Origin of the sequence: Vibrio brasiliensis LMG 20546, assembly GCF_000189255.1 — a bacterium.
In the GTDB taxonomy this organism is placed as follows: Bacteria; Pseudomonadota; Gammaproteobacteria; order Enterobacterales; family Vibrionaceae; genus Vibrio; species Vibrio brasiliensis.
On record NZ_AEVS01000002.1, the window covers coordinates 1 to 19180 of the forward strand.

Below are 19180 nucleotides of genomic sequence, written 5' to 3' on the forward strand. Positions count from 1 at the left end.
CTCTCTTGAGAATATGCGACACTAGCTCAGTTGGTAGAGCGCAACCTTGCCAAGGTTGAGGTCACGAGTTCGAACCTCGTGTGTCGCTCCAATTTAAAGCCTTCATCGTGCTTAACGATGATAAAGACGCAACACCCGCTCAGTTTGATTGAGCGCAACCTTACCAAGGTTGAGGTCACGCCTTTTTGTTTATGAATAGGGAACCTCGTGTGTCGCTCCAAATCTCCTTCAAGTGACAAGCTCATTTGAATAGACCAGACGGTCACCGCTCTTTAGCTAATGCTGCGAAGCATGAACCCCAAAACTGTAAAAAGTCCTCCTAGTATTAGGTGGGCGTTTTTATGTCTAAATTATAAATCTCAGCATAGATATGCTCAGGGAACTTCTATAGCAAACACACTGTGAGCTAGGCTTTCACGCATTAGTTAACAGAGTTATCCACAGAAGAGTTAATGTGGATAAGTTAGTGGGTAACCTGATTTTTCACTATGTATAAAGCTTGACTAAAACGATCTTTTGCTGTTTTTGAAATTATTTTCTTAAATAAAACTTAGCGTAAGTAATTGTTTTGTATCGAATTTGTTCGGTGTTGATGGGTTTTCTACACATCAAAAATCGATCATTAAGTCACTGTTTTTTGATCCTAGTCATTTCCACGCAATGTGATTAACTTCTTTACTTGTAGGAAATCAGGCATTCCTTCCTTGCTTTTTCCACATTTCGTTTTTTAGAGCTAAATCAAGTTCTGAACCTTCACGATCGGCAAGCATTATGCATCTCTAGGTAATCCCTTTTCGACAATTCTAATGAGCCGGTCTAGCTTTGTTGAAGACAAGGGCAGTTGCGCTTGTTGTTGAGACAATGCCCATTGGATATGTGTATCTAATACTTCACTCAAACCAGTGCGCTGTTGCAGGGCATCAATTATTTCCATCGAGTAAGGGGCATTGCCCATTGCGATAGAAAGGTTACGCATCCATTGAAGGTGTCCAATACGGCGGATAGCGGAGCCTTCCATATTTTTGAGAAAGGTTGCTTCATCCCATAGAAATAACTCTGTCAGATTGGCATTTTTTAGCGCCTCTCTGCGATGGAAATCTTCCTGCTTGGTTAACTCTGAAAAACGGTTCCACGGACATACTAACTGACAGTCATCACATCCGTAGATTCGGTTGCCCATTGCACGGCGAAACTCTTCAGGTATCACGCCATCAAATTCAATTGTCAGGTAGGAGATGCAGCGTCTGGCGTCAACAATACCTTCGTCAACAATGGCTTGTGTTGGGCAGGATGTAATACAGGCCTTACATTTACCGCATTGATCGACACTTGCTTCATCTACAGGCAATGGCAGGTCTATCAGTAATTCGCCAAGGAAAAACCAAGAACCACACTCTTTATCAAGGATTAGTGAGTGCTTACCAGTCCAGCCTAAGCCTGCCTTTTGAGCCAGAGGGCGCTCCAGAATTGGTGCTGAATCGACGAAAGGTCGGTGACCAAACTGGCCAACTTCCTGCTCTATTTTTTGACCCAGCTTTTTGAGCTGATTGCGAATCAGCTTATGGTAGTCTCGACCAAGGGCATAGCGACTGACATAGGCTTGTGTTGGATCGGACAAGTTAGCTGCAAACTGAGCTTCAGGAGGCAGATAGTCCATTCTGACGGAGATAACGCGAACCGTTCCAGGTAGAAGTTCGCTTGGACGTGCCCTCATCATACCGTGACGAGCCATCCAATCCATTTCACCATGATAACCAGCATCTAACCATTTTTGCAGCTCTGCTTCATGTTCAGACAGGTCTACATCGCAGATGCCGACTTTTTGAAAGCCAAGTTCTTGGCCCCAAATTTTGATCTTGTCTGCGAGCGCTTGGTAGTTCATGCTGGTTTGCTCCGAATAAAGGGGGCAGGATCTTAACGGATCTTATATTCAGGATCTAGCCAACAAAAATGGAAAAACGGCAAGAAAGCGCTGATTTTTCGTTTTACTTACACAACAACTCTTGTCTCTCAAATCCAACCCAGTTTACTATTCCTGTTATTTTAGATTTTATATAGTCACAGCGTAGAGATTGATCTTGATGACCACCAAACAATTTGCCCTTAAAGATGAACAGGCAACGATCCAGTTAGGAACCGCATTGGCACACTTGTGTTCACAGCAAACCACTATCTACCTACACGGTGATTTGGGGGCGGGTAAGACAACCTTTAGTCGTGGTTTTGTTCGTGCATTAGGTCATCAAGGTAACGTGAAGAGTCCAACTTATACCTTGGTTGAACCATACCAACTCGATCAGTGGCAAGTTTATCACTTCGATCTCTACCGTTTGGCCGATCCTGAAGAACTCGAGTTTATGGGGATCCGTGACTATTTCACGCCAGATGCTATATGCCTGGTCGAGTGGCCTGAAAAAGGTCAAGGCTTACTGCCTGACGCCGATCTCGACATTGATCTTCGCTATGATGGTGAGGCTCGAGTGGTTCAACTAACGGCAAATAATCCTTATGGAAGTCAATTATTAGAACAGTTGGAGTTATGTTGAAGAGTCTTTTATTAAGAGCTGTATTCTTTCCATTCTTTGTTGCTCTTACTCTTTTCTCCGGTTTTAGTTTCGCGAATGCCCTAGAGGGCATTCGTGTTTGGCCATCTCCGGACGAGACGCGAGTTGTTATTGATTTAAAGTCCGAAGCTGACTTTAGTTACTTTACGCTTTCCAGCCCAGAACGCTTAGTGGTCGATCTTAAACAGACCTCATTAAGTACTAAATTACCGATTTCTATCTCTGATAGTCCAGTTCTGAAAAAAATCCGTAAAAGTTCACCGCCATCTAAGGGGACTTATCGCTTAGTGTTTGAACTTAAGCGTAAGGTAACTCCTCAGTTGTTTAAGCTGGCACCAACGCCGGGTGGGCAGTATGGACACCGCTTGGTTATTGATATGCCGCATGGCAGTTCAAGCAAGTCAACGCCATCTGCAACTTCATCTGGCAGCACAACAACGGTGAGCAGAGATGCCTCACAATTGCACGGCACTGCTGATATTGTTGTCGCCATTGACGCTGGTCATGGTGGTGAAGACCCGGGTTCTATTGGACCAACCCGTAAATATGAGAAACACGCGACCCTCGCTGTGTCGAAGAAAATCGCTGCACAAATTAATGCGGTACCGGGTATGAAGGCGGTTCTGACTCGCGGTGGTGACTATTACGTTAACCTCAACAAGCGTTCTGAAATTGCGCGCAGGAACAAGGCTCACCTGCTGGTATCGATTCACGCTGATGCGTTCCACTCGCCTAAACCTCGCGGTGGTTCAGTGTTTGTGCTTAACACGCGCCGTGCTAACTCCGAAATTGCTCGTTGGGTAGAGAACCATGAGGAGCAATCGCAGCTCTTGGGTGGTGCCGGAGAAGTGTTAGCGAAAAACAATAACGATAAAAACGTGAGTCAAACGTTACTCGATTTGCAGTTTAGTCATTCTCAGAAGGAAGGCTTCAAAGTTGCAACTAAGATCCTTCGTGAGATGAGCAGTGCTGGTATCTACTTACATAAGAAAGAGCCAGTGAACGCCAGTCTGGCGGTACTTAAGTCGCCGGACATTCCATCAGTTCTGGTTGAAACTGGGTTTATCTCCAACCCAAGTGAAGAGAAGCTCCTTTTCCAACGTAGTCACCAAGATAAGCTCGCTCGTTCTTTAACTAAAGCGATTGTTCAGTATTTTGAAGCTAATCCGCCAGAAGGGACGCTGTTTGCCAATCGCGGCAAGAGTATCAAGCATAAAGTCGCGCGTGGTGAATCTCTGTCAGTTATCGCCAACAAATACGGAACTTCGACTAAAGCGATTATGCAGGCTAACAAGCTGAAGAGCAGTAGTCTGGCGATTGGTCAGATGTTGACGATTCCAGGTTCTAGTGGTGCGATAGCTGTACCGCAGATTAAGAACCCTGTTGAAACTAAAACACTCACTCACGTGGTTCAGCGTGGAGAGTACCTTGGCAAAATTGCCTCTAAGTACAAAGTGTCGGTTGCGGCGATTAAGCGTGAGAACAGCCTTAAGTCTGATACGCTCAAGCTGGGTCAGAAACTCAAGATTACGGTGAGTATGAAAGATCAGCCACTGCGTAAACACAAGGTAAAACGCGGTGAGTTCCTCGGTAAGATCGCCAGCAAATATGGTGTTAGCGTCTCGAGTATTCGTAAAGCGAACAACTTACGCTCTGATCAACTTGCTGTTGGGCAGGTACTTATCATTCCTCGCAACTAAACATTAAGTGGCCGATATGACGATAAAAATTCTTCCAGCTCGTTTAGCTAACCAAATAGCAGCTGGCGAGGTGGTAGAAAGGCCAGCTTCGGTTGTTAAGGAGCTGGTCGAGAACAGCTTAGATTCAGGCGCAACACGCATCGATATTGATATCGAAAAAGGTGGCGCTAAGCTGATTCGTGTCCGTGATAACGGTAAAGGCATTGTCAAAGATGAACTTGGCCTTGCATTAAGTCGCCATGCAACTTCAAAGATCCACACCCTTGATGATCTGGAAGCGATTATCAGTCTGGGCTTTCGTGGCGAAGCTCTGGCAAGTATCAGCTCAGTTGCGCGTTTGACAATGACCTCTCGTCCTGCGACTCAGGAGCAGGCTTGGTCGGCATACAGTGAGGGCAGAGATATGCAGGTTAAGCTGCAGCCTGCTGCTCATCCGATCGGTACCTCTGTCGAAGTGCTGGATCTGTTTTTTAATACGCCGGCCCGACGTAAATTTCTCCGGACTGAAAAAACAGAGTTTGCCCATATTGATGAGCTCCTCAAGCGTATCGCGTTAAGCCGCTTTGATGTCACTATCAACGTTAGACACAATGGTAAACTCGTTAAGCAGTATCGTGCGGCCAAGACCGAAGCTCAGGCTGAAAAGCGTATCGCAGCTGTTTGTGGTAATGCTTTTGTTCGCAATATGCTCAAGATAGAACTCGAGCATCAGGGTTTGAAGTTACATGGTTGGATCACGACTCCTGAAGGTGCCCGTCAGCAGAGTGATCTGCAGTATTGTTATGTCAATGGCCGTATGATGCGTGACAAGTTGATCAATCATGCGATTCGTCAGAGCTACGAAACCAGTTTGCGTCCGGATCAATTTGCAACTTACGTACTGTTTATAGAGCTCGATCCTCATCAGGTGGACGTTAATGTTCATCCTGCTAAACATGAAGTGCGTTTTCATCAGGCGCGTTTAGTCCATGACTTTATCTATCAGGCACTAAGTGATGCGTTGGCGCAAAGCGCTCATATCGATAAGCCTCAGCAGACAGCTTCAGCTTTTCATATTGAACAGCCGCAAGTTGAAGACTCTCATCAGGCGACCGAAGCCGTTGCTGAAGAGCCTCGGGTTTCTCGACAAGAGTATCAGGCGATTGAGTCTGTCCCTTCTTATCCGGGCAAAGCGGATTATCAAGCGAGTCGAGAGTCTTTACGTGAATCAAAACCTCGTCATGAATGGCAAGAGTCTCGTAGTGACTCTAAGCCAAGAGTCACCGAGCGTTACAGCGAGCCAGCCCCGAGTAAGCAAGAAGTTAAAGCGTATCAAGAGCTGCTAAAGACTCCAGAATTTGACTCAGCGCCTGTTGAGCAACAAGTAGCCAATGATACTCAGGCTGAACCAATGGTGAGTGAAAGGGTCGAAAGACTTGGAAAAGCGATTTGTGTTGTTCAGGGTCGCTATCTCGTAATGGGTGATAAAACGGGAACGCGCTTGGTTAACTTAGCTAAGGCTGAATGGTTGCGTATTAAAGGGCAGCTGGCAACACATCATGGTGCGCTGAAAAGTCAGCCCTTGTTGGTTCCACTATCACTGAAGTTGGATCCCGAACCGTTAGAGGTGGCAGAAAAACTAGAGCCAGTTTTGAAAATGTTTGGTATTGAGCTTAAATCTCGTGCTAACAAAGCGCTAATGGTGATGGGAGTGCCTCAACCATTAAGGCAACAAAACCTACAACAACTGGTGCCAGATCTGCTATCTTACGCGGCTTCGCATATGGCGACATCGAATTCACTGAGTGATCCTCAGCTCTCAACTTGGTTGAGTGATCGTATTACACAAGTGAAAAGCGACTACACTTTGTCGGAAGCGATTCAGATCATCGCTGATCTCGAGCAGCTATGGCAAGATCGACTCCCACTGGGCGATGCAACATTTGTCAGGCCCGTTGATTTTTCTGCAACGATTGCAGCATTTTAATTATGAATAACAGCGAATTACCTTTGGCTCTGTTTCTGATGGGGCCAACTGCATCAGGCAAGACCGACCTCGCAATACGTTTGCGACAAAAATTTCCAGTCGAGATCATTTCTGTTGATTCAGCATTGATCTACAAAGGTATGGATATTGGTACCGCCAAACCTGATGAAAACGAGCAGCAGCAAGCTCCACATCGTTTGATCGACATTTTAGACCCGAGTGAGTCCTATTCGGCGGCTGATTTTCGCCGTGATGCACTCAAAGAGATGAATGATATTGTTGAGCAAGGCAAGATCCCACTGTTAGTGGGCGGTACTATGCTGTACTACAAAGCATTACTGGAAGGTTTATCACCTCTTCCTGCTGCAAACCCTGAAATTCGACAGCAAATTGAGCAAGAAGCATTGACTCATGGCTGGGATAAGTTGCACTCTCAACTGAGAGAAATTGATCCTGTCTCAGCTGAGCGAATCCACCCGAATGATCCACAAAGGTTATCAAGGGCATTGGAAGTTTATCGAATTTCAGGTAAAACTCTTACTGAGTTAACTCAGACTAAAGGTGAAAGCCTGCCGTTTAGAGTTAAACAGTTTGCAATAGCTCCCAAGGAAAGGGCTGAACTCCATCGTCGAATAGAGCTTCGCTACGAGAAAATGATTGAAGCTGGGTTTGAAGAAGAGATGCGTGCACTTTATGCTCGTAAGGATCTTCATCCTGATCTTCCTTCGATTCGTTGCGTTGGTTACAGACAGATGTGGGACTATTTGGATGGGAATTGCACGTTAGATGAAGCCATATTTAAAGGCGTCTGTGCGACCCGCCAGTTGGCCAAGCGACAAATTACCTGGTTACGCAGCTGGGATAATTTAACTTGGTTAGATAGTGAAAACATTGAACAAGCGCTAGAAACTGTTTCAAATGCCATAGCATCTGAAGGTTTTAGCTGTGTATAATGTGATCGCTTTTGCGTGAATGTACCCTGTAAAGGATCTGTTACTTGAAATTTCGGTCTAAAGCCGTCATAACAGGTAGCGACAGGGTGTTATTTTATTCGTTTAGCTCAGAGCAAAGGCCGCATATTTTTCATGCAGCGCACCACTAGCTAAATAACTAAAACAAAATTACAAAATAAGGAAAATAAAAATGGCTAAGGGGCAATCTCTACAAGACCCATTCTTAAATGCATTACGTCGTGAACGTATTCCTGTATCAATCTACCTTGTAAACGGAATTAAACTACAAGGCCAGATCGAATCATTTGACCAATTTGTTATCTTGCTGAAAAACACAGTTAACCAGATGGTATACAAGCACGCAATTTCTACGGTAGTTCCTGCTCGTCCAGTGAGCCACCATAGCGGCGAGCGTCCACAAGGTGATCGTCAGCAAGACAAATCAGAAGATTAATTTTCTGAATTATCCAATTAGTTTTTAAGGAGTTGATTGCTTGTTTGACCGTTATGAAGCCGGTGAGCGAGCCGTACTTGTTCATATCAACTTCACGCAAGAAGGGGAGTGGGAAGATCTCAGCGAGTTTGAGATGCTGGTCTCTTCAGCTGGCGTATCTGCGTTACAAGTTGTAACTGGCAGTCGTCAGTCTCCACACCCTAAATACTACGTCGGAGAGGGTAAAGCCCAGGAAATTGCCCAAGCGGTGCAGCTTGCTGGTGCTGATATTGTGATTTTCAATCACGCCCTCTCTCCTGCCCAAGAACGTAATCTAGAAGCGTTGTGTAAATGTCGAGTTTTGGATCGTACAGGTTTGATCCTAGATATTTTTGCTCAACGTGCCCGTACCCACGAAGGTAAGCTGCAAGTTGAACTTGCACAGCTTCGCCATATTTCTACTCGATTAATTCGTGGTTGGACTCACCTGGAAAGACAAAAAGGTGGTATCGGCTTACGTGGACCAGGTGAAACTCAGCTAGAAACTGACCGACGTTTATTGCGTGTACGTATTAAGACAATACTGCGCCGTTTAGAGAAAGTCGCTAAACAGCGTGAACAAGGTCGCCGAGCTAGAAATCGAGCGGAGATCCCAACCGTCTCTTTGGTTGGATATACCAACGCAGGTAAATCTACCTTGTTTAACCGTATTACCGCAGCAGGTGTCTACGCGGCAGATCAATTATTTGCCACTCTTGACCCTACGCTACGTAAAATCGAGTTAAATGATGTTGGTCCTGCAATTTTGGCGGATACAGTAGGTTTTATTCGTCATCTTCCGCACGATCTTGTTGCTGCATTTAAAGCAACACTGCAAGAAACTCAAGAAGCTGACATTTTGTTACATGTTGTAGATGCCAGCGATGACCGTTTTCGTGAGAATATTCAGGCTGTTCATGAAGTACTAGAAGAAATCGATGCCCATGAGGTGCCATCTCTTCTTGTGATGAACAAGATTGATAATCTAGAAGACCAGAAACCAAGAATCGAACGGGATGAAGAGGGTGTTCCTCGTGCCGTTTGGGTTTCTGCAATGGAAGGCATAGGTACTGAACTGCTGTTTGAGGCGTTGAAAGAGCGTCTTGCTAGCCAGATGGTTGAGTATCAATTGCGAATCCCGCCACAACAACAAGGGCGAATTCGTAGTACATTCTTCCAAATGAAATGTATTCAACGAGAAGAATATGACCAGGAAGGTAACTTGTTGATCGATGTTCGCATGCAACAGGTAGATTGGTCTAGACTTGAAAAAAGAGAAGGGGCAGTTTTACGTGACTTTATAGTTACTTAAATGACTGCTACAGTATAACGTCATATCAAATGATGGAGCTTTCTAATGGCGTGGAATGAGCCTGGTAATAACAACGGCAACAATGGCCGCGATAATGACCCTTGGGGGAATAATAATCGTGGTAACAAAGGTGGCCGTGATCAAGGACCGCCAGACTTAGACGAAGTCTTTAATAAACTGAGTCAGAAACTGGGTGGAAAGTTTGGTGGTAAAGGTGGTAAAGGTTCGCCTATCGGTGGTGGCGGTGCACTAGGTTTTGGTGTCATTGCAGCGATCGCGATAGCAATTTGGTTCTTTGCTGGCTTTTACACCATTGGTGAAGCTGAGCGTGGTGTCGTGCTACGTCTAGGTAAGTATGACCGTGTGGTCGATCCAGGCTTGAACTGGCGTCCGCGCTTTATTGATGAGTATGAAGCGGTCAACGTACAGGCAATCCGTTCTTTACGTTCTTCTGGTCTAATGCTGACTAAAGATGAAAACGTTGTAACGGTTGCAATGGATGTTCAGTACCGTGTTGCTGACCCATACAAATACCTATACCGCGTGACTAACGCAGATGACAGCTTACGCCAAGCAACAGACTCTGCTCTTCGTGCAGTTGTGGGTGACTCACTGATGGATAGTATCCTGACAAGTGGTCGTCAACAGATTCGTCAAAGTACTCAAGAGACATTGAACGCGATTATCGACAGCTACGATATGGGTATCGTTCTTGTCGACGTTAACTTCCAGTCTGCACGTCCGCCAGAGCAAGTTAAAGATGCATTTGATGATGCAATCGCAGCTCGAGAAGATGAAGAACGTTTCGAACGTGAAGCAGAAGCTTACCGTAACGATATCTTGCCGAAAGCGACAGGTCGTGCTGAACGTCTGAAGAAAGAGGCACTAGGTTACTCTGAGCGTGTAACTAACGAAGCATTGGGTCAGGTTGCTCAGTTTGAAAAACTACTTCCTGAATACCAGGCTGCTCCAGAAGTAACTCGTAACCGTTTGTATCTAGATACGATGGAAGAAGTTTACAGCAGAACATCGAAGGTTCTGATCGATTCAGAATCAAGCGGCAACCTACTGTACTTGCCAATCGATAAGCTAGCTGGTGAAGGCAAAACTCAAACAAAACGTAGCACGAAGTCAACTTCAGCTTACGACCAGATTGAGCTTGAGTCTCAGCAAACTGATTCAACTTCAGACTCGCAATCTCGTTCAACTGGTTCACGTCAAGGGAGATATTAAGAATGCGTAAGTTAATGATCCCTGTATTAGTTGTAACAATTGCTCTACTGCTAATGTCAGTATTTGTTATCCAAGAGGGTGAGCGTGGTCTAGTTATTCGATTCGGTCGTGTACTAGATGACAACGGTGTATCGAAGATTTACGAACCTGGCCTTCACTTCAAGATGCCTCTGTTTGACCGCGTAAAAACGTTGGACGCTCGTATCCAAACTATGGATGGCCGTTCTGACCGTTTCGTAACGTCTGAGAAAAAAGACGTGATCATCGATACTTACGTGAAGTGGCGTATCGAAGACTTTGGTCGTTTCTACCTAACTACAGGTGGCGGTAACGTTCTGACTGCTGAAGCGCTACTTGAGCGTAAAGTGACAGACGTACTTCGTTCAGAAATCGGTGCTCGTGAGATCAAGCAGATTGTATCTGGTCCACGTAATACTGATGTTCTACCAGACAGCGTAGACAGCGAAGAAGTGACGACTGAGGCGGCTAAAGAAGCGTTAGAGATTGATGGTGAGCGTGACAAGATCATGGAGAACGTACTGGAAGGTACCCGTGAAAGCGCGCTAACTGACCTTGGTGTTGAGATCGTTGATTTCCGTATGAAGAAAATCAACCTTCCTGACAACATCAGTGACTCAATCTACAAGCGTATGCGTGCAGAGCGTGAGTCTGTTGCGCGTAAGCACCGTTCTCAAGGTCGTGAGCGAGCAGAAGTTATCCGTGCTCAAGCTGAACTTGAAGTCGCTACCGTACTTGCTGAAGCAGATAAAACTGCACGTGTAACACGCGGTGAAGCGGATGCGAAAGCAGCTAAGATTTACTCTGATGCTTACAACAAAGATCCTGAGTTCTTCAGCTTCATGCGTTCTCTGAAAGCGTACGAGAAATCGTTCAGCGAGAAGAGTGATATTCTGGTACTGGATCCGAATAGTGAATTCTTCCAATACATGAATAATGCAGCTGGCGTTCAGCCTAAGTAAGATTCAATAAGTAATAGAAAAGGCTCCGACTAGTGCGGAGCCTTTATTTTTGGTGAGGATAAAAATGTCGAATGCACTATGGCTAGCCTTAGGCTTAGTCTTAATTGTTGAAGGTTTAGGTCCACTACTGGCGCCGAAAGGGTGGCGCAATATGGTCGCTCAGTTAAGTCAGCAACCTGACGAACAACTGCGTCGAATTGGTGGCTGTCTGGTTGTAGCTGGCGCTGTGATTGCCTATGTCTTCGGTTAGACTATTCGAAAGCTTAATAATGAGGTGGAGGCGTCTCTTGTGAAGGATCCGCAAGGTTGGAAGAGTCCATATTCTTAACTTTTCCTACCACATACTTCATTTGGTCTTGCATCTTGGTGATCAGCAGTTGCTGCTGACTCAAGGCATCATTCAACTCTTCGATGGTTTGCTCTTGAAACGCCAACTGACACTCTAAGTCGTTTACGCGCTTTTCTAGCTGTTCAACCTGCTGCTCTGTCATCACTAATAATCCACATTCCAAGCTTGGGCAATACCAGCCGAGGTTCCCGAAATAACACGGTTCTGGCTGTCAAAGGCAGCATCATACACCACTGCGCGAGGAGGGCGAGTATCTTTTAACGGTTCCGCCTCAAATCCATCGACTCGTTTACCTGTCTCAGTATTCCATACCATGATTCGACTCGAAGGCGTGCCGGTAACAAGGTACTGACCGTCATCAGAAAAGCGCGCAGTTGAGAAGATAAGCTGGCGCGAGAAACTGCTTAATGATGACAGCTGATCACCGGTCTTAAGATCCCAGATAATCGCCTGATTACCTCCGTCTGAGGTGAAGGCATAATCACCATCCCTGTGCAGAGCGACACGATTAACTCGTTGCTCGTGTTCAAAGGTCTTGAGTATTTGTCCTGTTTGGGTATCCCACAGATAAGCTTTGTAGTCGTTTCCGCCAGATAAAGCGAAGCGTCCGTTTGGTGATAGAGCAACAGAATTGACTTTTTCGTTATGGGCGAGGAACTCTAAGCGGCGTCCGGTGACTAAGTTGACATAGATGGCTTTGCCATTTGATAGACCAAGCAGAACTTGGTCGCCGTTACTGGCGATGTCGATATCGCGAATCAGTCCATCAGAAATCGACCATAAGCCTTGTGCCTGGGTCCAGGCTAAGTCCCAAACTGCAAAGTTAATTTGTGTTGCGGTAACGGCAAAGCGTCCGTTGTCCGATATTCGGATACGAGAAACCGTACTCGATTGAGGATCTTGTGCACCCAAAGAGGCGAGTTGTTGGCTCTCGTAAAGATCCCAAAGTACCAGCTGGTGTTCTTTGGAATACAACAGAGCAAAACGAGCATCTCGACTTAGCGCAAAGCTGGTTGTGCCTTTTGGCTCAATCGTCCATCGCTGAGCGTCCTGGCTGGAGAAAAAGCAGCCATTTAACGCTGAAATGACAATGATGATGAATAGTGAGTTAAAAATAATACGCATTTGGTACCATTATTCACCTAGTCTAGGTTTAAATACGACACATATTGGTTATATTGGTACAACATGCTTATGTGCACCAGTGGAAATTCCATATTTGTGCACAAAGACAAATGGTTAGCCATTATTGGAGAAATTAATGAAATCGATTTTTAAAGTGTCACTGCTTGCTGCAACTGTTGCGCTAGCTGCTGGCTGTCAAAAAGAAGAAGCAAAAACAGAAGCAGCACCAGCAGTAGAGCAAGTGCAAGCTGAGACTGGTAAACAAGTACACTTCAAAACTGAAGATGATAAAGCTGCTTACGCAATCGGTGTTTCTTTTGCTAACTACTTGAGCACTAGCCTGGATAAGCCAAACGAAATTGGCATCACGCTAAACAAAGATCTTGTTCTGAAAGGTATCGAGCATGTATTTGCTGGTAACCCAGAATTAAACGAAGAAGAGACTCGTGCAGCTTTAGAAGCTCTGGATAAGCGTGTTGCTGAAACTATGCAAAAGCAAGCGGCAGAAAAAGCAGCAGCTGCTAAGAAAGAAGGCGACGATTTCCGCGCTGAATTCGAGAAGCAAGACGGTGTTGTGAAGACTGAATCTGGTCTGTTGTACCAAGTACTAACGCCAGCTGAAGGTGAGAAACCTGCAGATACAGACACTGTACAGGTACACTATAAAGGTACACTGATCGATGGCACTCAGTTTGATAGCTCTTACGATCGTGGTGAACCTGCAACTTTCCCACTTAACCGCGTAATTCCTGGTTGGACTGAAGGTGTTCAGCACATGGCAGTCGGTTCTAAATTCAAGTTCGTTATTCCACCAGAGCTAGCGTACGGTGAGCAAGATACACCGACGATTCCAGCAAACTCTACACTGGTATTCGAAGTTGAGTTACTAAAAATTGAAAACGGCGAAGAAGCTGCTCAATAATATTTAGATTACTCATATTAAAGGGCCTGACTAATGTCAGGCCTTTCTTATATCCAGCATTTGGATAATACTTCAGTCTAATTTTTCTTGTTCTAAATCACTAGATAGTCGCTTAGCTAGAGGCTCTCATCAAAATTTCTGATAAACTTACATCAATTTGTTGATTTATCGCTCTAAGGCTTAAAGAAGTGACAACTACAGAAACAGTAAACACGGATATGTTGCTCGAAATGGACTCTGTTAATGTGATGCCATTTAGCGAGCACGATAAAATCATTCTCAGATCTTATGAAGCTGTCGTTGATGGAATCGCGAGCCTGATTGGCCCGTTTTGTGAGATCGTTCTTCACTCTTTGGAAGATCTCAATACATCGGCGATCAAAATTGCCAATGGTGAGAACACTGGTCGTCAGGTTGGTTCCCCAATTACCGATTTAGCACTGAAGATGCTACGTGATATCGAAGGCTCAGAACGTAATTTTTCTCGTTCTTACTTCACACGTGCTAAAGGTGGTGTACTGATGAAGTCGATCACTGTAGCAATTCGTAACGGTGAAAACCGCGTTATTGGTCTGCTATGTGTCAACGTCAATCTGGATGCGCCTTTCTCGCAAGTGCTGCAATCATTTATGCCAACGGAAGAAGCGAAACAAGCGGCGTCATCCGTTAACTTTGCAAGTGATGTTGAAGAGCTGGTGGATCAGACGGTTGAGCGTACGATAGAAGAAATCAATGCCGACAAGTCTGTTTCGAACAACACCAAGAACCGTCAAATTGTCATGGAGCTGTTTGATAAGGGGATCTTTGACATCAAAGATGCGATTAACCGTGTAGCGGATCGCCTCAACATTTCTAAGCATACCGTTTACCTGTATATCCGTCAGCGCAAAACTGAGGATGATGAAAGGTGAGCGAGTTGACCTACACACTGGTCGTTAATGGTTCTGTTTATGGCAGTCAGTCTGCTCGCAGTGCCTATCAGTTTGCCCAAGCCGTCATCGAGCAGGGACACAAGCTAGTCAGTGTGTTCTTTTATCAGGATGGGGTGAACAATGGCAGTGCACTCACTGTGCCGGCGAATGACGAATTTGATTTAGTCAACGCGTGGCAGCTGCTGGCGAACGAGCATAATGTTCGTCTTGAAACTTGTGTTGCCGCCGCCTTACGTCGAGGTGTTGTGAGTCAGGATGAAGCTAACCAACATGGTTTAGCACAAAGCAATTTAGCGCAAGGCTTCCATCAGGCTGGATTAGGTAGTCTGGCTGAAGCCATGTTAGTTCAAGATAGAGTCGTGCAGTTTTGAGTCAGTTAACTTATCTATTCCGTAGTGCCCCCCATAGCAGCTCTGCTGGTCGGGAAGGCATTGATGCCTTGTTGGCTGCTTCAGCGTATTGTGAAGATATCAGTGTCGTATTTAGCGGTGATGGTGTTTATCAGTTGCTTCAAGGGCAACAGACTGACGCTATCCTGAGTAAAGACTATTCACCAATGCTTAAGCTTTTTGACCTTTACGATATTGAACAGGTCTATGTGTGTGAGGCGTCGCTGATCGAGCGCGGCTTGTTGCAAGCGGATTTAGTGATAGAAGCCCAAAAGCTGTCTCAAAGCGAATTGAGTGCGCAGCTGCATCAGGCGAGTAAGATTCTGACTTTTTAGATATTGGTACCACATGCTACATATTGTTAAAACAGTGCAGGCGATAGCAGAGGCTGTACAGGTCTATTCAAACAGCGATCAGTTGATTCTGATAGAAGAAGCTGTTTATGCAGCAAACCCTCAACATAAGGCTTACCCGTTAATTCAGGGGTTAAATATCGCTGTGCTGCAAGCCGATGTTGAAGCGAGAGGCGTAGCGAATCGTGTCAGCCCGTCAGCGGTGATAGTTGACTATAGCGGTTTTGTTAATTTGACCGCTCAGCAGCCTAAATCAATTACCTGGCAATAGCCGAATTTCCCCTAATCAAATGTGTCGTTCTATTTTTACGCTTAGCAGACAGAAGTTGAGCAAAAAAGATCCGTATATTCCTTGACACACCTCTCACTGCTGAATAGAATTTTGCGTCCCTAACTGCCACTAGTGGTTAGGGATAGATTTTTCACAAAGCTTACTTTCAAGTAAATCAGGAGCTAGTTAATGGCAACTATTAACCAGTTGGTACGTAAGCCTCGTGCAAAGCAAGTTGTTAAAAGCAACGTGCCTGCACTAGAAGCGTGCCCACAAAAACGTGGTGTATGTACTCGTGTTTACACTACTACACCTAAAAAACCTAACTCAGCACTTCGTAAAGTTTGTCGTGTACGTCTGACAAACGGTTTCGAAGTAACTTCGTACATCGGCGGTGAAGGTCACAACCTTCAAGAGCACTCAGTTGTTCTAATCCGTGGTGGTCGTGTTAAAGACCTTCCAGGTGTGCGTTACCACACTGTTCGCGGCGCACTAGACTGTGCTGGCGTAAATGACCGTAAACAAGGTCGTTCTAAGTACGGTGTGAAGCGTCCTAAGTCTTAATGGAATCCGTTAAGTAAGGCCAAACACTAAATTATTTTTAATTTTTTGAAAAAACTGAAAAGTTTTGGATAAAACCTGAAGAAGACAACGGAGAAAATCCATGCCACGTCGTCGCGTCATCGGTCAGCGTAAGATCCTTCCAGATCCAAAGTTCAAATCTGAACTGCTGGCAAAATTCGTTAACATCCTAATGGTTGACGGTAAGAAATCTACTGCAGAGAAAATTGTTTACACTGCACTAGATGCTATGGCTGAGAAATCTGGTAAAGATCACTTAGCTGTATTTGAAGAAGCTCTTGAAAATGTTCGCCCAGCGGTAGAGGTTAAATCTCGCCGTGTAGGTGGTTCAACTTACCAAGTTCCTGTAGAAGTACGTCCGGTTCGCCGTAACGCACTTGCTATGCGTTGGTTGGTTGAAGCTGCGCGTAAGCGTGGTGAAAAATCTATGGCTCAACGCCTAGCTGCTGAAATGCTAGACGCGTCTGAGAACAAAGGTACTGCGGTTAAGAAACGTGAAGACGTTCACCGCATGGCTGACGCAAACAAAGCGTTCGCACATTACCGTTGGTAATACCTTTCAGTGCCGCGGGAATCCCCGCGGCTCTACTCTAGTTCCTATGCGCAAGCTTAGGAACTATTGCTATATCTAGGGCAGGCAAAAACTGCGAAAAGCAGGCTAAAGTAACTAGAGATAGCAATAGTCCCTAATTCAAGAGGATTCAATCGTGGCTCGTAAAACACCTATTGAGCGCTACCGTAACATTGGTATCGTCGCTCACGTAGACGCAGGTAAAACAACCACAAGTGAACGTATTCTGTTCTACACTGGTCTTTCTCATAAAATCGGTGAAGTTCACGACGGCGCTGCTACCATGGACTGGATGGAGCAGGAGCAAGAGCGTGGTATCACAATCACCTCAGCTGCGACTACAACCTTCTGGCGTGGTATGGAAGCGCAATTCCAAGATCACCGCATCAACATTATCGATACCCCTGGACACGTTGATTTCACTATCGAAGTAGAGCGTTCACTACGCGTACTTGATGGTGCTGTTGTTGTGTTCTGTGGTTCATCTGGTGTTGAACCTCAATCTGAAACTGTATGGCGTCAGGCTGACAAGTACCACGTTCCACGTATGGTATTTGTTAACAAGATGGACCGTGCAGGTGCTGACTTCCTACGCGTTGTTGATCAAATCAAAAACCGTCTTGGTGCGAACCCGGTTCCTATCCAGCTAAACGTTGGTGCGGAAGAGGACTTCAAGGGCGTTATCGACCTGATCAAGATGAAAATGATCAACTGGAACGAAGCAGACCAAGGTACAACCTTCACTTACGAAGATATCCCAGCAGACATGCTAGAAATCGCAGAAGAGTGGCGCAACAACCTAGTTGAGTCAGCTGCAGAAGCGACTGAAGAGCTGATGGATAAGTACCTTGAAGAAGGCGAACTGACTGAAGCAGAGATCAAACAAGCTCTACGTACTCGTACACTAAACAACGAAATCGTACTAGCCACTTGTGGTAGTGCGTTCAAAAACAAAGGTGTTCAAGCGGTACTAGATGCAGTTGTTGAATACTTGCCATCACCAGTTGATGTTCCTGCGATTAAAGGTGTTGACGACAACGACAACGAAGTTGAACGTCACGCAGACGATAACGAACCGTTTGCAGCACTAGCATTTAAGATCGCAACTGACCCATTCGTAGGTACGCTAACCTTTATGCGTGTTTACTCAGGTGTCGTGAACTCTGGTGATGCAGTTTACAACTCTGTTAAGCAGAAGAAAGAACGTTTTGGTCGTATTGTTCAGATGCACTCAAACAAACGTGACGAAATTAAAGAAGTTCGCGCGGGTGATATCGCAGCTGCAATCGGTCTTAAAGACGTAACAACGGGTGATACGCTTTGTGATGCTAACCACAAGGTTATTCTAGAGCGTATGGAATTCCCTGATCCGGTTATTCAGATCGCAGTAGAGCCTCGCTCTGTTGCTGATCAAGAGAAAATGGCGATTGCTCTAGGTAAACTAGCAGCAGAAGACCCATCATTCCGCGTAGAAACGGACGACGAAACAGGTCAGACTCTGATCTCTGGTATGGGTGAGCTTCACCTGGATATCATCGTTGACCGTATGAAGCGTGAATTCAGCGTTGACTGTAATGTAGGTAAACCTCAGGTTGCTTACCGTGAAACTATCCGTGGTAAAGCGGAAGTTGAAGGTAAATTTGTACGTCAATCTGGTGGTCGTGGTCAGTACGGTCACGTATGGATCAAACTGGAGCCATCTGAACCTGGCGAAGGTTTTGTCTTTGTTGACGAAATTGTGGGTGGTGTTGTTCCTAAGGAATACATCAGCTCGGTATCGAAAGGTATCGAAGAGCAAATGAACAGTGGTGTTCTAGCGGGTTACCCTGTACTAGATATTAAAGCAACACTATTCGACGGTTCTTACCACGATGTTGACTCTAACGAGATGGCGTTTAAGATCGCCGGCTCGATGGCATTCAAGAAAGGTGCACTAGAAGCGCAACCAGTTCTTCTTGAGCCAATGATGAATGTTGAAGTAACCACTCCAGAAGATTGGATGGGTGATGTTGTTGGTGACCTTAACCGTCGCCGTGGCATGATCGAAGGTATGGACGAAGGCGTAGCGGGCATTAAGATCGTTCGCGCTCAAGTTCCTCTATCTGAGATGTTTGGCTACGCAACTGACCTACGCTCTGCAACTCAAGGCCGTGCGTCTTACTCTATGGAGTTTAACGAGTACGCTGAAGTACCGAAAAACTTTGCAGATAAAATCATTGCAGACCGTGGTTACTAATAAAACGTCTTGATCTGAAAAAAAGTCCGGCTTTTTTTAAAGATCAATGCGTCCAAATATTGCGCTGACTGACGTTGGCGCATAAAATAGCAATTTCTGGCGCGTCTCGATCAATTCGGATCGTGGCGAATCATAACTAGGAAGGAACACGATCGTGTCTAAAGAAAAATTTGAACGTACTAAACCGCACGTTAACGTTGGTACTATCGGCCACGTTGACCACGGTAAAACAACTCTAACTGCTGCAATCTGTACTACTCTAGCTAAAGT

At 45.4% G+C, this 19180-nt stretch carries 21 protein-coding genes and 1 tRNA gene; 19 read left to right on the forward strand and 3 right to left on the reverse strand.

From position 1 onward, the window contains the following. Nucleotides 1-15 precede the first annotated feature (15 nt). Nucleotides 16-91, forward strand: a tRNA-Gly gene (locus RH46_RS00315). Nucleotides 92-769: 678 nt separating this feature from the next. Here the strand turns inward: RH46_RS00315 and queG are convergent. After that, nucleotides 770-1882 (reverse strand): tRNA epoxyqueuosine(34) reductase QueG, encoded by a 1113-nt coding sequence (gene queG, locus RH46_RS00320; protein WP_006877390.1) that lies wholly within the window; start codon nt 1880-1882, stop codon nt 770-772. A gap of 199 nt (nt 1883-2081) precedes the next feature. Here queG and tsaE point away from each other — a divergent pair, with 199 nt between their 5' ends. The 9 genes from tsaE (at nt 2082) to RH46_RS00365 (ending at nt 11430) form a co-directional block, all read left to right on the forward strand. Further along, on the forward strand, nt 2082-2546 hold the full coding sequence (gene tsaE / locus RH46_RS00325) for a tRNA (adenosine(37)-N6)-threonylcarbamoyltransferase complex ATPase subunit type 1 TsaE (protein WP_006877391.1): 465 nt from the start codon (nt 2082-2084) through the stop codon (nt 2544-2546). Then, nucleotides 2540-4264 (forward strand): LysM peptidoglycan-binding domain-containing protein, encoded by a 1725-nt coding sequence (locus RH46_RS00330; protein ID WP_006877392.1) that lies wholly within the window; start codon nt 2540-2542, stop codon nt 4262-4264. Before tsaE ends, RH46_RS00330 begins: the two co-directional genes overlap by 7 nt. Before the next feature lie 16 nt (nt 4265-4280). Further along, the gene (mutL, locus tag RH46_RS00335; protein ID WP_006877393.1) at nt 4281-6230 is read left to right on the forward strand and encodes a DNA mismatch repair endonuclease MutL; all 1950 of its coding nucleotides are present in this window, start codon (nt 4281-4283) and stop codon (nt 6228-6230) included. A gap of 2 nt (nt 6231-6232) precedes the next feature. After that, a complete protein-coding gene (gene miaA / locus RH46_RS00340) occupies nt 6233-7183 on the forward strand; it encodes a tRNA (adenosine(37)-N6)-dimethylallyltransferase MiaA (RefSeq protein ID WP_006877394.1) in 951 nt (316 codons plus the stop codon). 190 nt (nt 7184-7373) lie between these two features. Further along, nucleotides 7374-7637: an RNA chaperone Hfq gene (hfq, locus tag RH46_RS00345; RefSeq protein WP_006877395.1), complete on the forward strand. Its 264-nt coding sequence runs from the start codon at nt 7374-7376 to the stop codon at nt 7635-7637. Nucleotides 7638-7677: 40 nt separating this feature from the next. Further along, a complete protein-coding gene (hflX, locus tag RH46_RS00350; protein WP_006877396.1) occupies nt 7678-8967 on the forward strand; it encodes a ribosome rescue GTPase HflX in 1290 nt (429 codons plus the stop codon). Nucleotides 8968-9012: 45 nt separating this feature from the next. Continuing rightward, nucleotides 9013-10200, forward strand: a complete 1188-nt coding sequence (gene hflK, locus RH46_RS00355) for an FtsH protease activity modulator HflK (RefSeq protein ID WP_006877397.1) — start codon at nt 9013-9015, stop codon at nt 10198-10200. 2 nt (nt 10201-10202) lie between these two features. Then, nucleotides 10203-11180, forward strand: coding sequence for a protease modulator HflC (hflC, locus tag RH46_RS00360; protein WP_006877398.1), 978 nt, complete (start codon nt 10203-10205; stop codon nt 11178-11180). A 64-nt stretch (nt 11181-11244) separates the two neighbouring features. Beyond that, on the forward strand, nt 11245-11430 hold the full coding sequence (locus RH46_RS00365; protein ID WP_006877399.1) for a DUF2065 domain-containing protein: 186 nt from the start codon (nt 11245-11247) through the stop codon (nt 11428-11430). A 13-nt stretch (nt 11431-11443) separates the two neighbouring features. Here RH46_RS00365 and RH46_RS00370 read toward each other — a convergent pair whose 3' ends face one another. Continuing rightward, on the reverse strand, nt 11444-11671 hold the full coding sequence (locus RH46_RS00370; protein WP_006877400.1) for a SlyX family protein: 228 nt from the start codon (nt 11669-11671) through the stop codon (nt 11444-11446). Between the two features lie 2 nt (nt 11672-11673). Then, a complete protein-coding gene (locus RH46_RS00375) occupies nt 11674-12654 on the reverse strand; it encodes a WD40 repeat domain-containing protein (RefSeq protein ID WP_006877401.1) in 981 nt (326 codons plus the stop codon). A gap of 136 nt (nt 12655-12790) precedes the next feature. On the opposite strand from RH46_RS00375, the gene fkpA reads away from it, so the two are divergent. The 9 genes from fkpA to RH46_RS21670 all read left to right on the forward strand — a co-directional run. Beyond that, nucleotides 12791-13576 (forward strand): FKBP-type peptidyl-prolyl cis-trans isomerase, encoded by a 786-nt coding sequence (fkpA, locus tag RH46_RS00380; protein ID WP_006877402.1) that lies wholly within the window; start codon nt 12791-12793, stop codon nt 13574-13576. A 188-nt stretch (nt 13577-13764) separates the two neighbouring features. Beyond that, entirely contained in the window at nt 13765-14487 is a 723-nt protein-coding gene (locus RH46_RS00385) for a helix-turn-helix transcriptional regulator (protein WP_006877403.1), read from the forward strand. Next, on the forward strand, nt 14484-14879 hold the full coding sequence (gene tusD, locus RH46_RS00390; protein ID WP_006877404.1) for a sulfurtransferase complex subunit TusD: 396 nt from the start codon (nt 14484-14486) through the stop codon (nt 14877-14879). Before RH46_RS00385 ends, tusD begins: the two co-directional genes overlap by 4 nt. Further along, complete coding sequence (gene tusC / locus RH46_RS00395; RefSeq protein WP_006877405.1) at nt 14876-15232, forward strand: sulfurtransferase complex subunit TusC; 357 nt, start codon at nt 14876-14878, stop codon at nt 15230-15232. The genes tusD and tusC overlap by 4 nt, the downstream gene beginning before the upstream one ends. Before the next feature lie 13 nt (nt 15233-15245). Continuing rightward, a complete protein-coding gene (gene tusB, locus RH46_RS00400; RefSeq protein WP_006877406.1) occupies nt 15246-15521 on the forward strand; it encodes a sulfurtransferase complex subunit TusB in 276 nt (91 codons plus the stop codon). 189 nt (nt 15522-15710) lie between these two features. Then, the gene (gene rpsL / locus RH46_RS00405) at nt 15711-16085 is read left to right on the forward strand and encodes a 30S ribosomal protein S12 (protein WP_004399892.1); all 375 of its coding nucleotides are present in this window, start codon (nt 15711-15713) and stop codon (nt 16083-16085) included. A gap of 100 nt (nt 16086-16185) precedes the next feature. Beyond that, nucleotides 16186-16656: a 30S ribosomal protein S7 gene (rpsG, locus tag RH46_RS00410; protein ID WP_004415829.1), complete on the forward strand. Its 471-nt coding sequence runs from the start codon at nt 16186-16188 to the stop codon at nt 16654-16656. A 154-nt stretch (nt 16657-16810) separates the two neighbouring features. Further along, on the forward strand, nt 16811-18910 hold the full coding sequence (gene fusA / locus RH46_RS00415) for an elongation factor G (RefSeq protein ID WP_006877407.1): 2100 nt from the start codon (nt 16811-16813) through the stop codon (nt 18908-18910). Nucleotides 18911-19064: 154 nt separating this feature from the next. Beyond that, a partial coding sequence (locus RH46_RS21670; protein WP_006877408.1) for a GTP-binding protein occupies nt 19065-19180 on the forward strand: 116 nt, incomplete at its 3' end.

Excerpts from the sequence above, each read along its gene's own strand:
- miaA (WP_006877394.1), top strand. The coding sequence starts at position 6,233 with ATGAATAACAGCGAATTACCTTTGGCTCTGTTTCTGATGGGGCCAACT.
- RH46_RS00375 (WP_006877401.1), bottom strand. The coding sequence starts at position 12,654 with ATGCGTATTATTTTTAACTCACTATTCATCATCATTGTCATTTCAGCG.
- hfq (WP_006877395.1), top strand. The coding sequence starts at position 7,374 with ATGGCTAAGGGGCAATCTCTACAAGACCCATTCTTAAATGCATTACGT.
- RH46_RS00370 (WP_006877400.1), bottom strand. The coding sequence starts at position 11,671 with ATGACAGAGCAGCAGGTTGAACAGCTAGAAAAGCGCGTAAACGACTTA.
- tusB (WP_006877406.1), top strand. The coding sequence starts at position 15,246 with ATGCTACATATTGTTAAAACAGTGCAGGCGATAGCAGAGGCTGTACAG.
- hflC (WP_006877398.1), top strand. The coding sequence starts at position 10,203 with ATGCGTAAGTTAATGATCCCTGTATTAGTTGTAACAATTGCTCTACTG.
- hflK (WP_006877397.1), top strand. The coding sequence starts at position 9,013 with ATGGCGTGGAATGAGCCTGGTAATAACAACGGCAACAATGGCCGCGAT.
- rpsL (WP_004399892.1), top strand. The coding sequence starts at position 15,711 with ATGGCAACTATTAACCAGTTGGTACGTAAGCCTCGTGCAAAGCAAGTT.
- RH46_RS00365 (WP_006877399.1), top strand. The coding sequence starts at position 11,245 with ATGTCGAATGCACTATGGCTAGCCTTAGGCTTAGTCTTAATTGTTGAA.
- fkpA (WP_006877402.1), top strand. The coding sequence starts at position 12,791 with ATGAAATCGATTTTTAAAGTGTCACTGCTTGCTGCAACTGTTGCGCTA.
- rpsG (WP_004415829.1), top strand. The coding sequence starts at position 16,186 with ATGCCACGTCGTCGCGTCATCGGTCAGCGTAAGATCCTTCCAGATCCA.
- tsaE (WP_006877391.1), top strand. The coding sequence starts at position 2,082 with ATGACCACCAAACAATTTGCCCTTAAAGATGAACAGGCAACGATCCAG.
- RH46_RS00330 (WP_006877392.1), top strand. The coding sequence starts at position 2,540 with ATGTTGAAGAGTCTTTTATTAAGAGCTGTATTCTTTCCATTCTTTGTT.
- queG (WP_006877390.1), bottom strand. The coding sequence starts at position 1,882 with ATGAACTACCAAGCGCTCGCAGACAAGATCAAAATTTGGGGCCAAGAA.
- mutL (WP_006877393.1), top strand. The coding sequence starts at position 4,281 with ATGACGATAAAAATTCTTCCAGCTCGTTTAGCTAACCAAATAGCAGCT.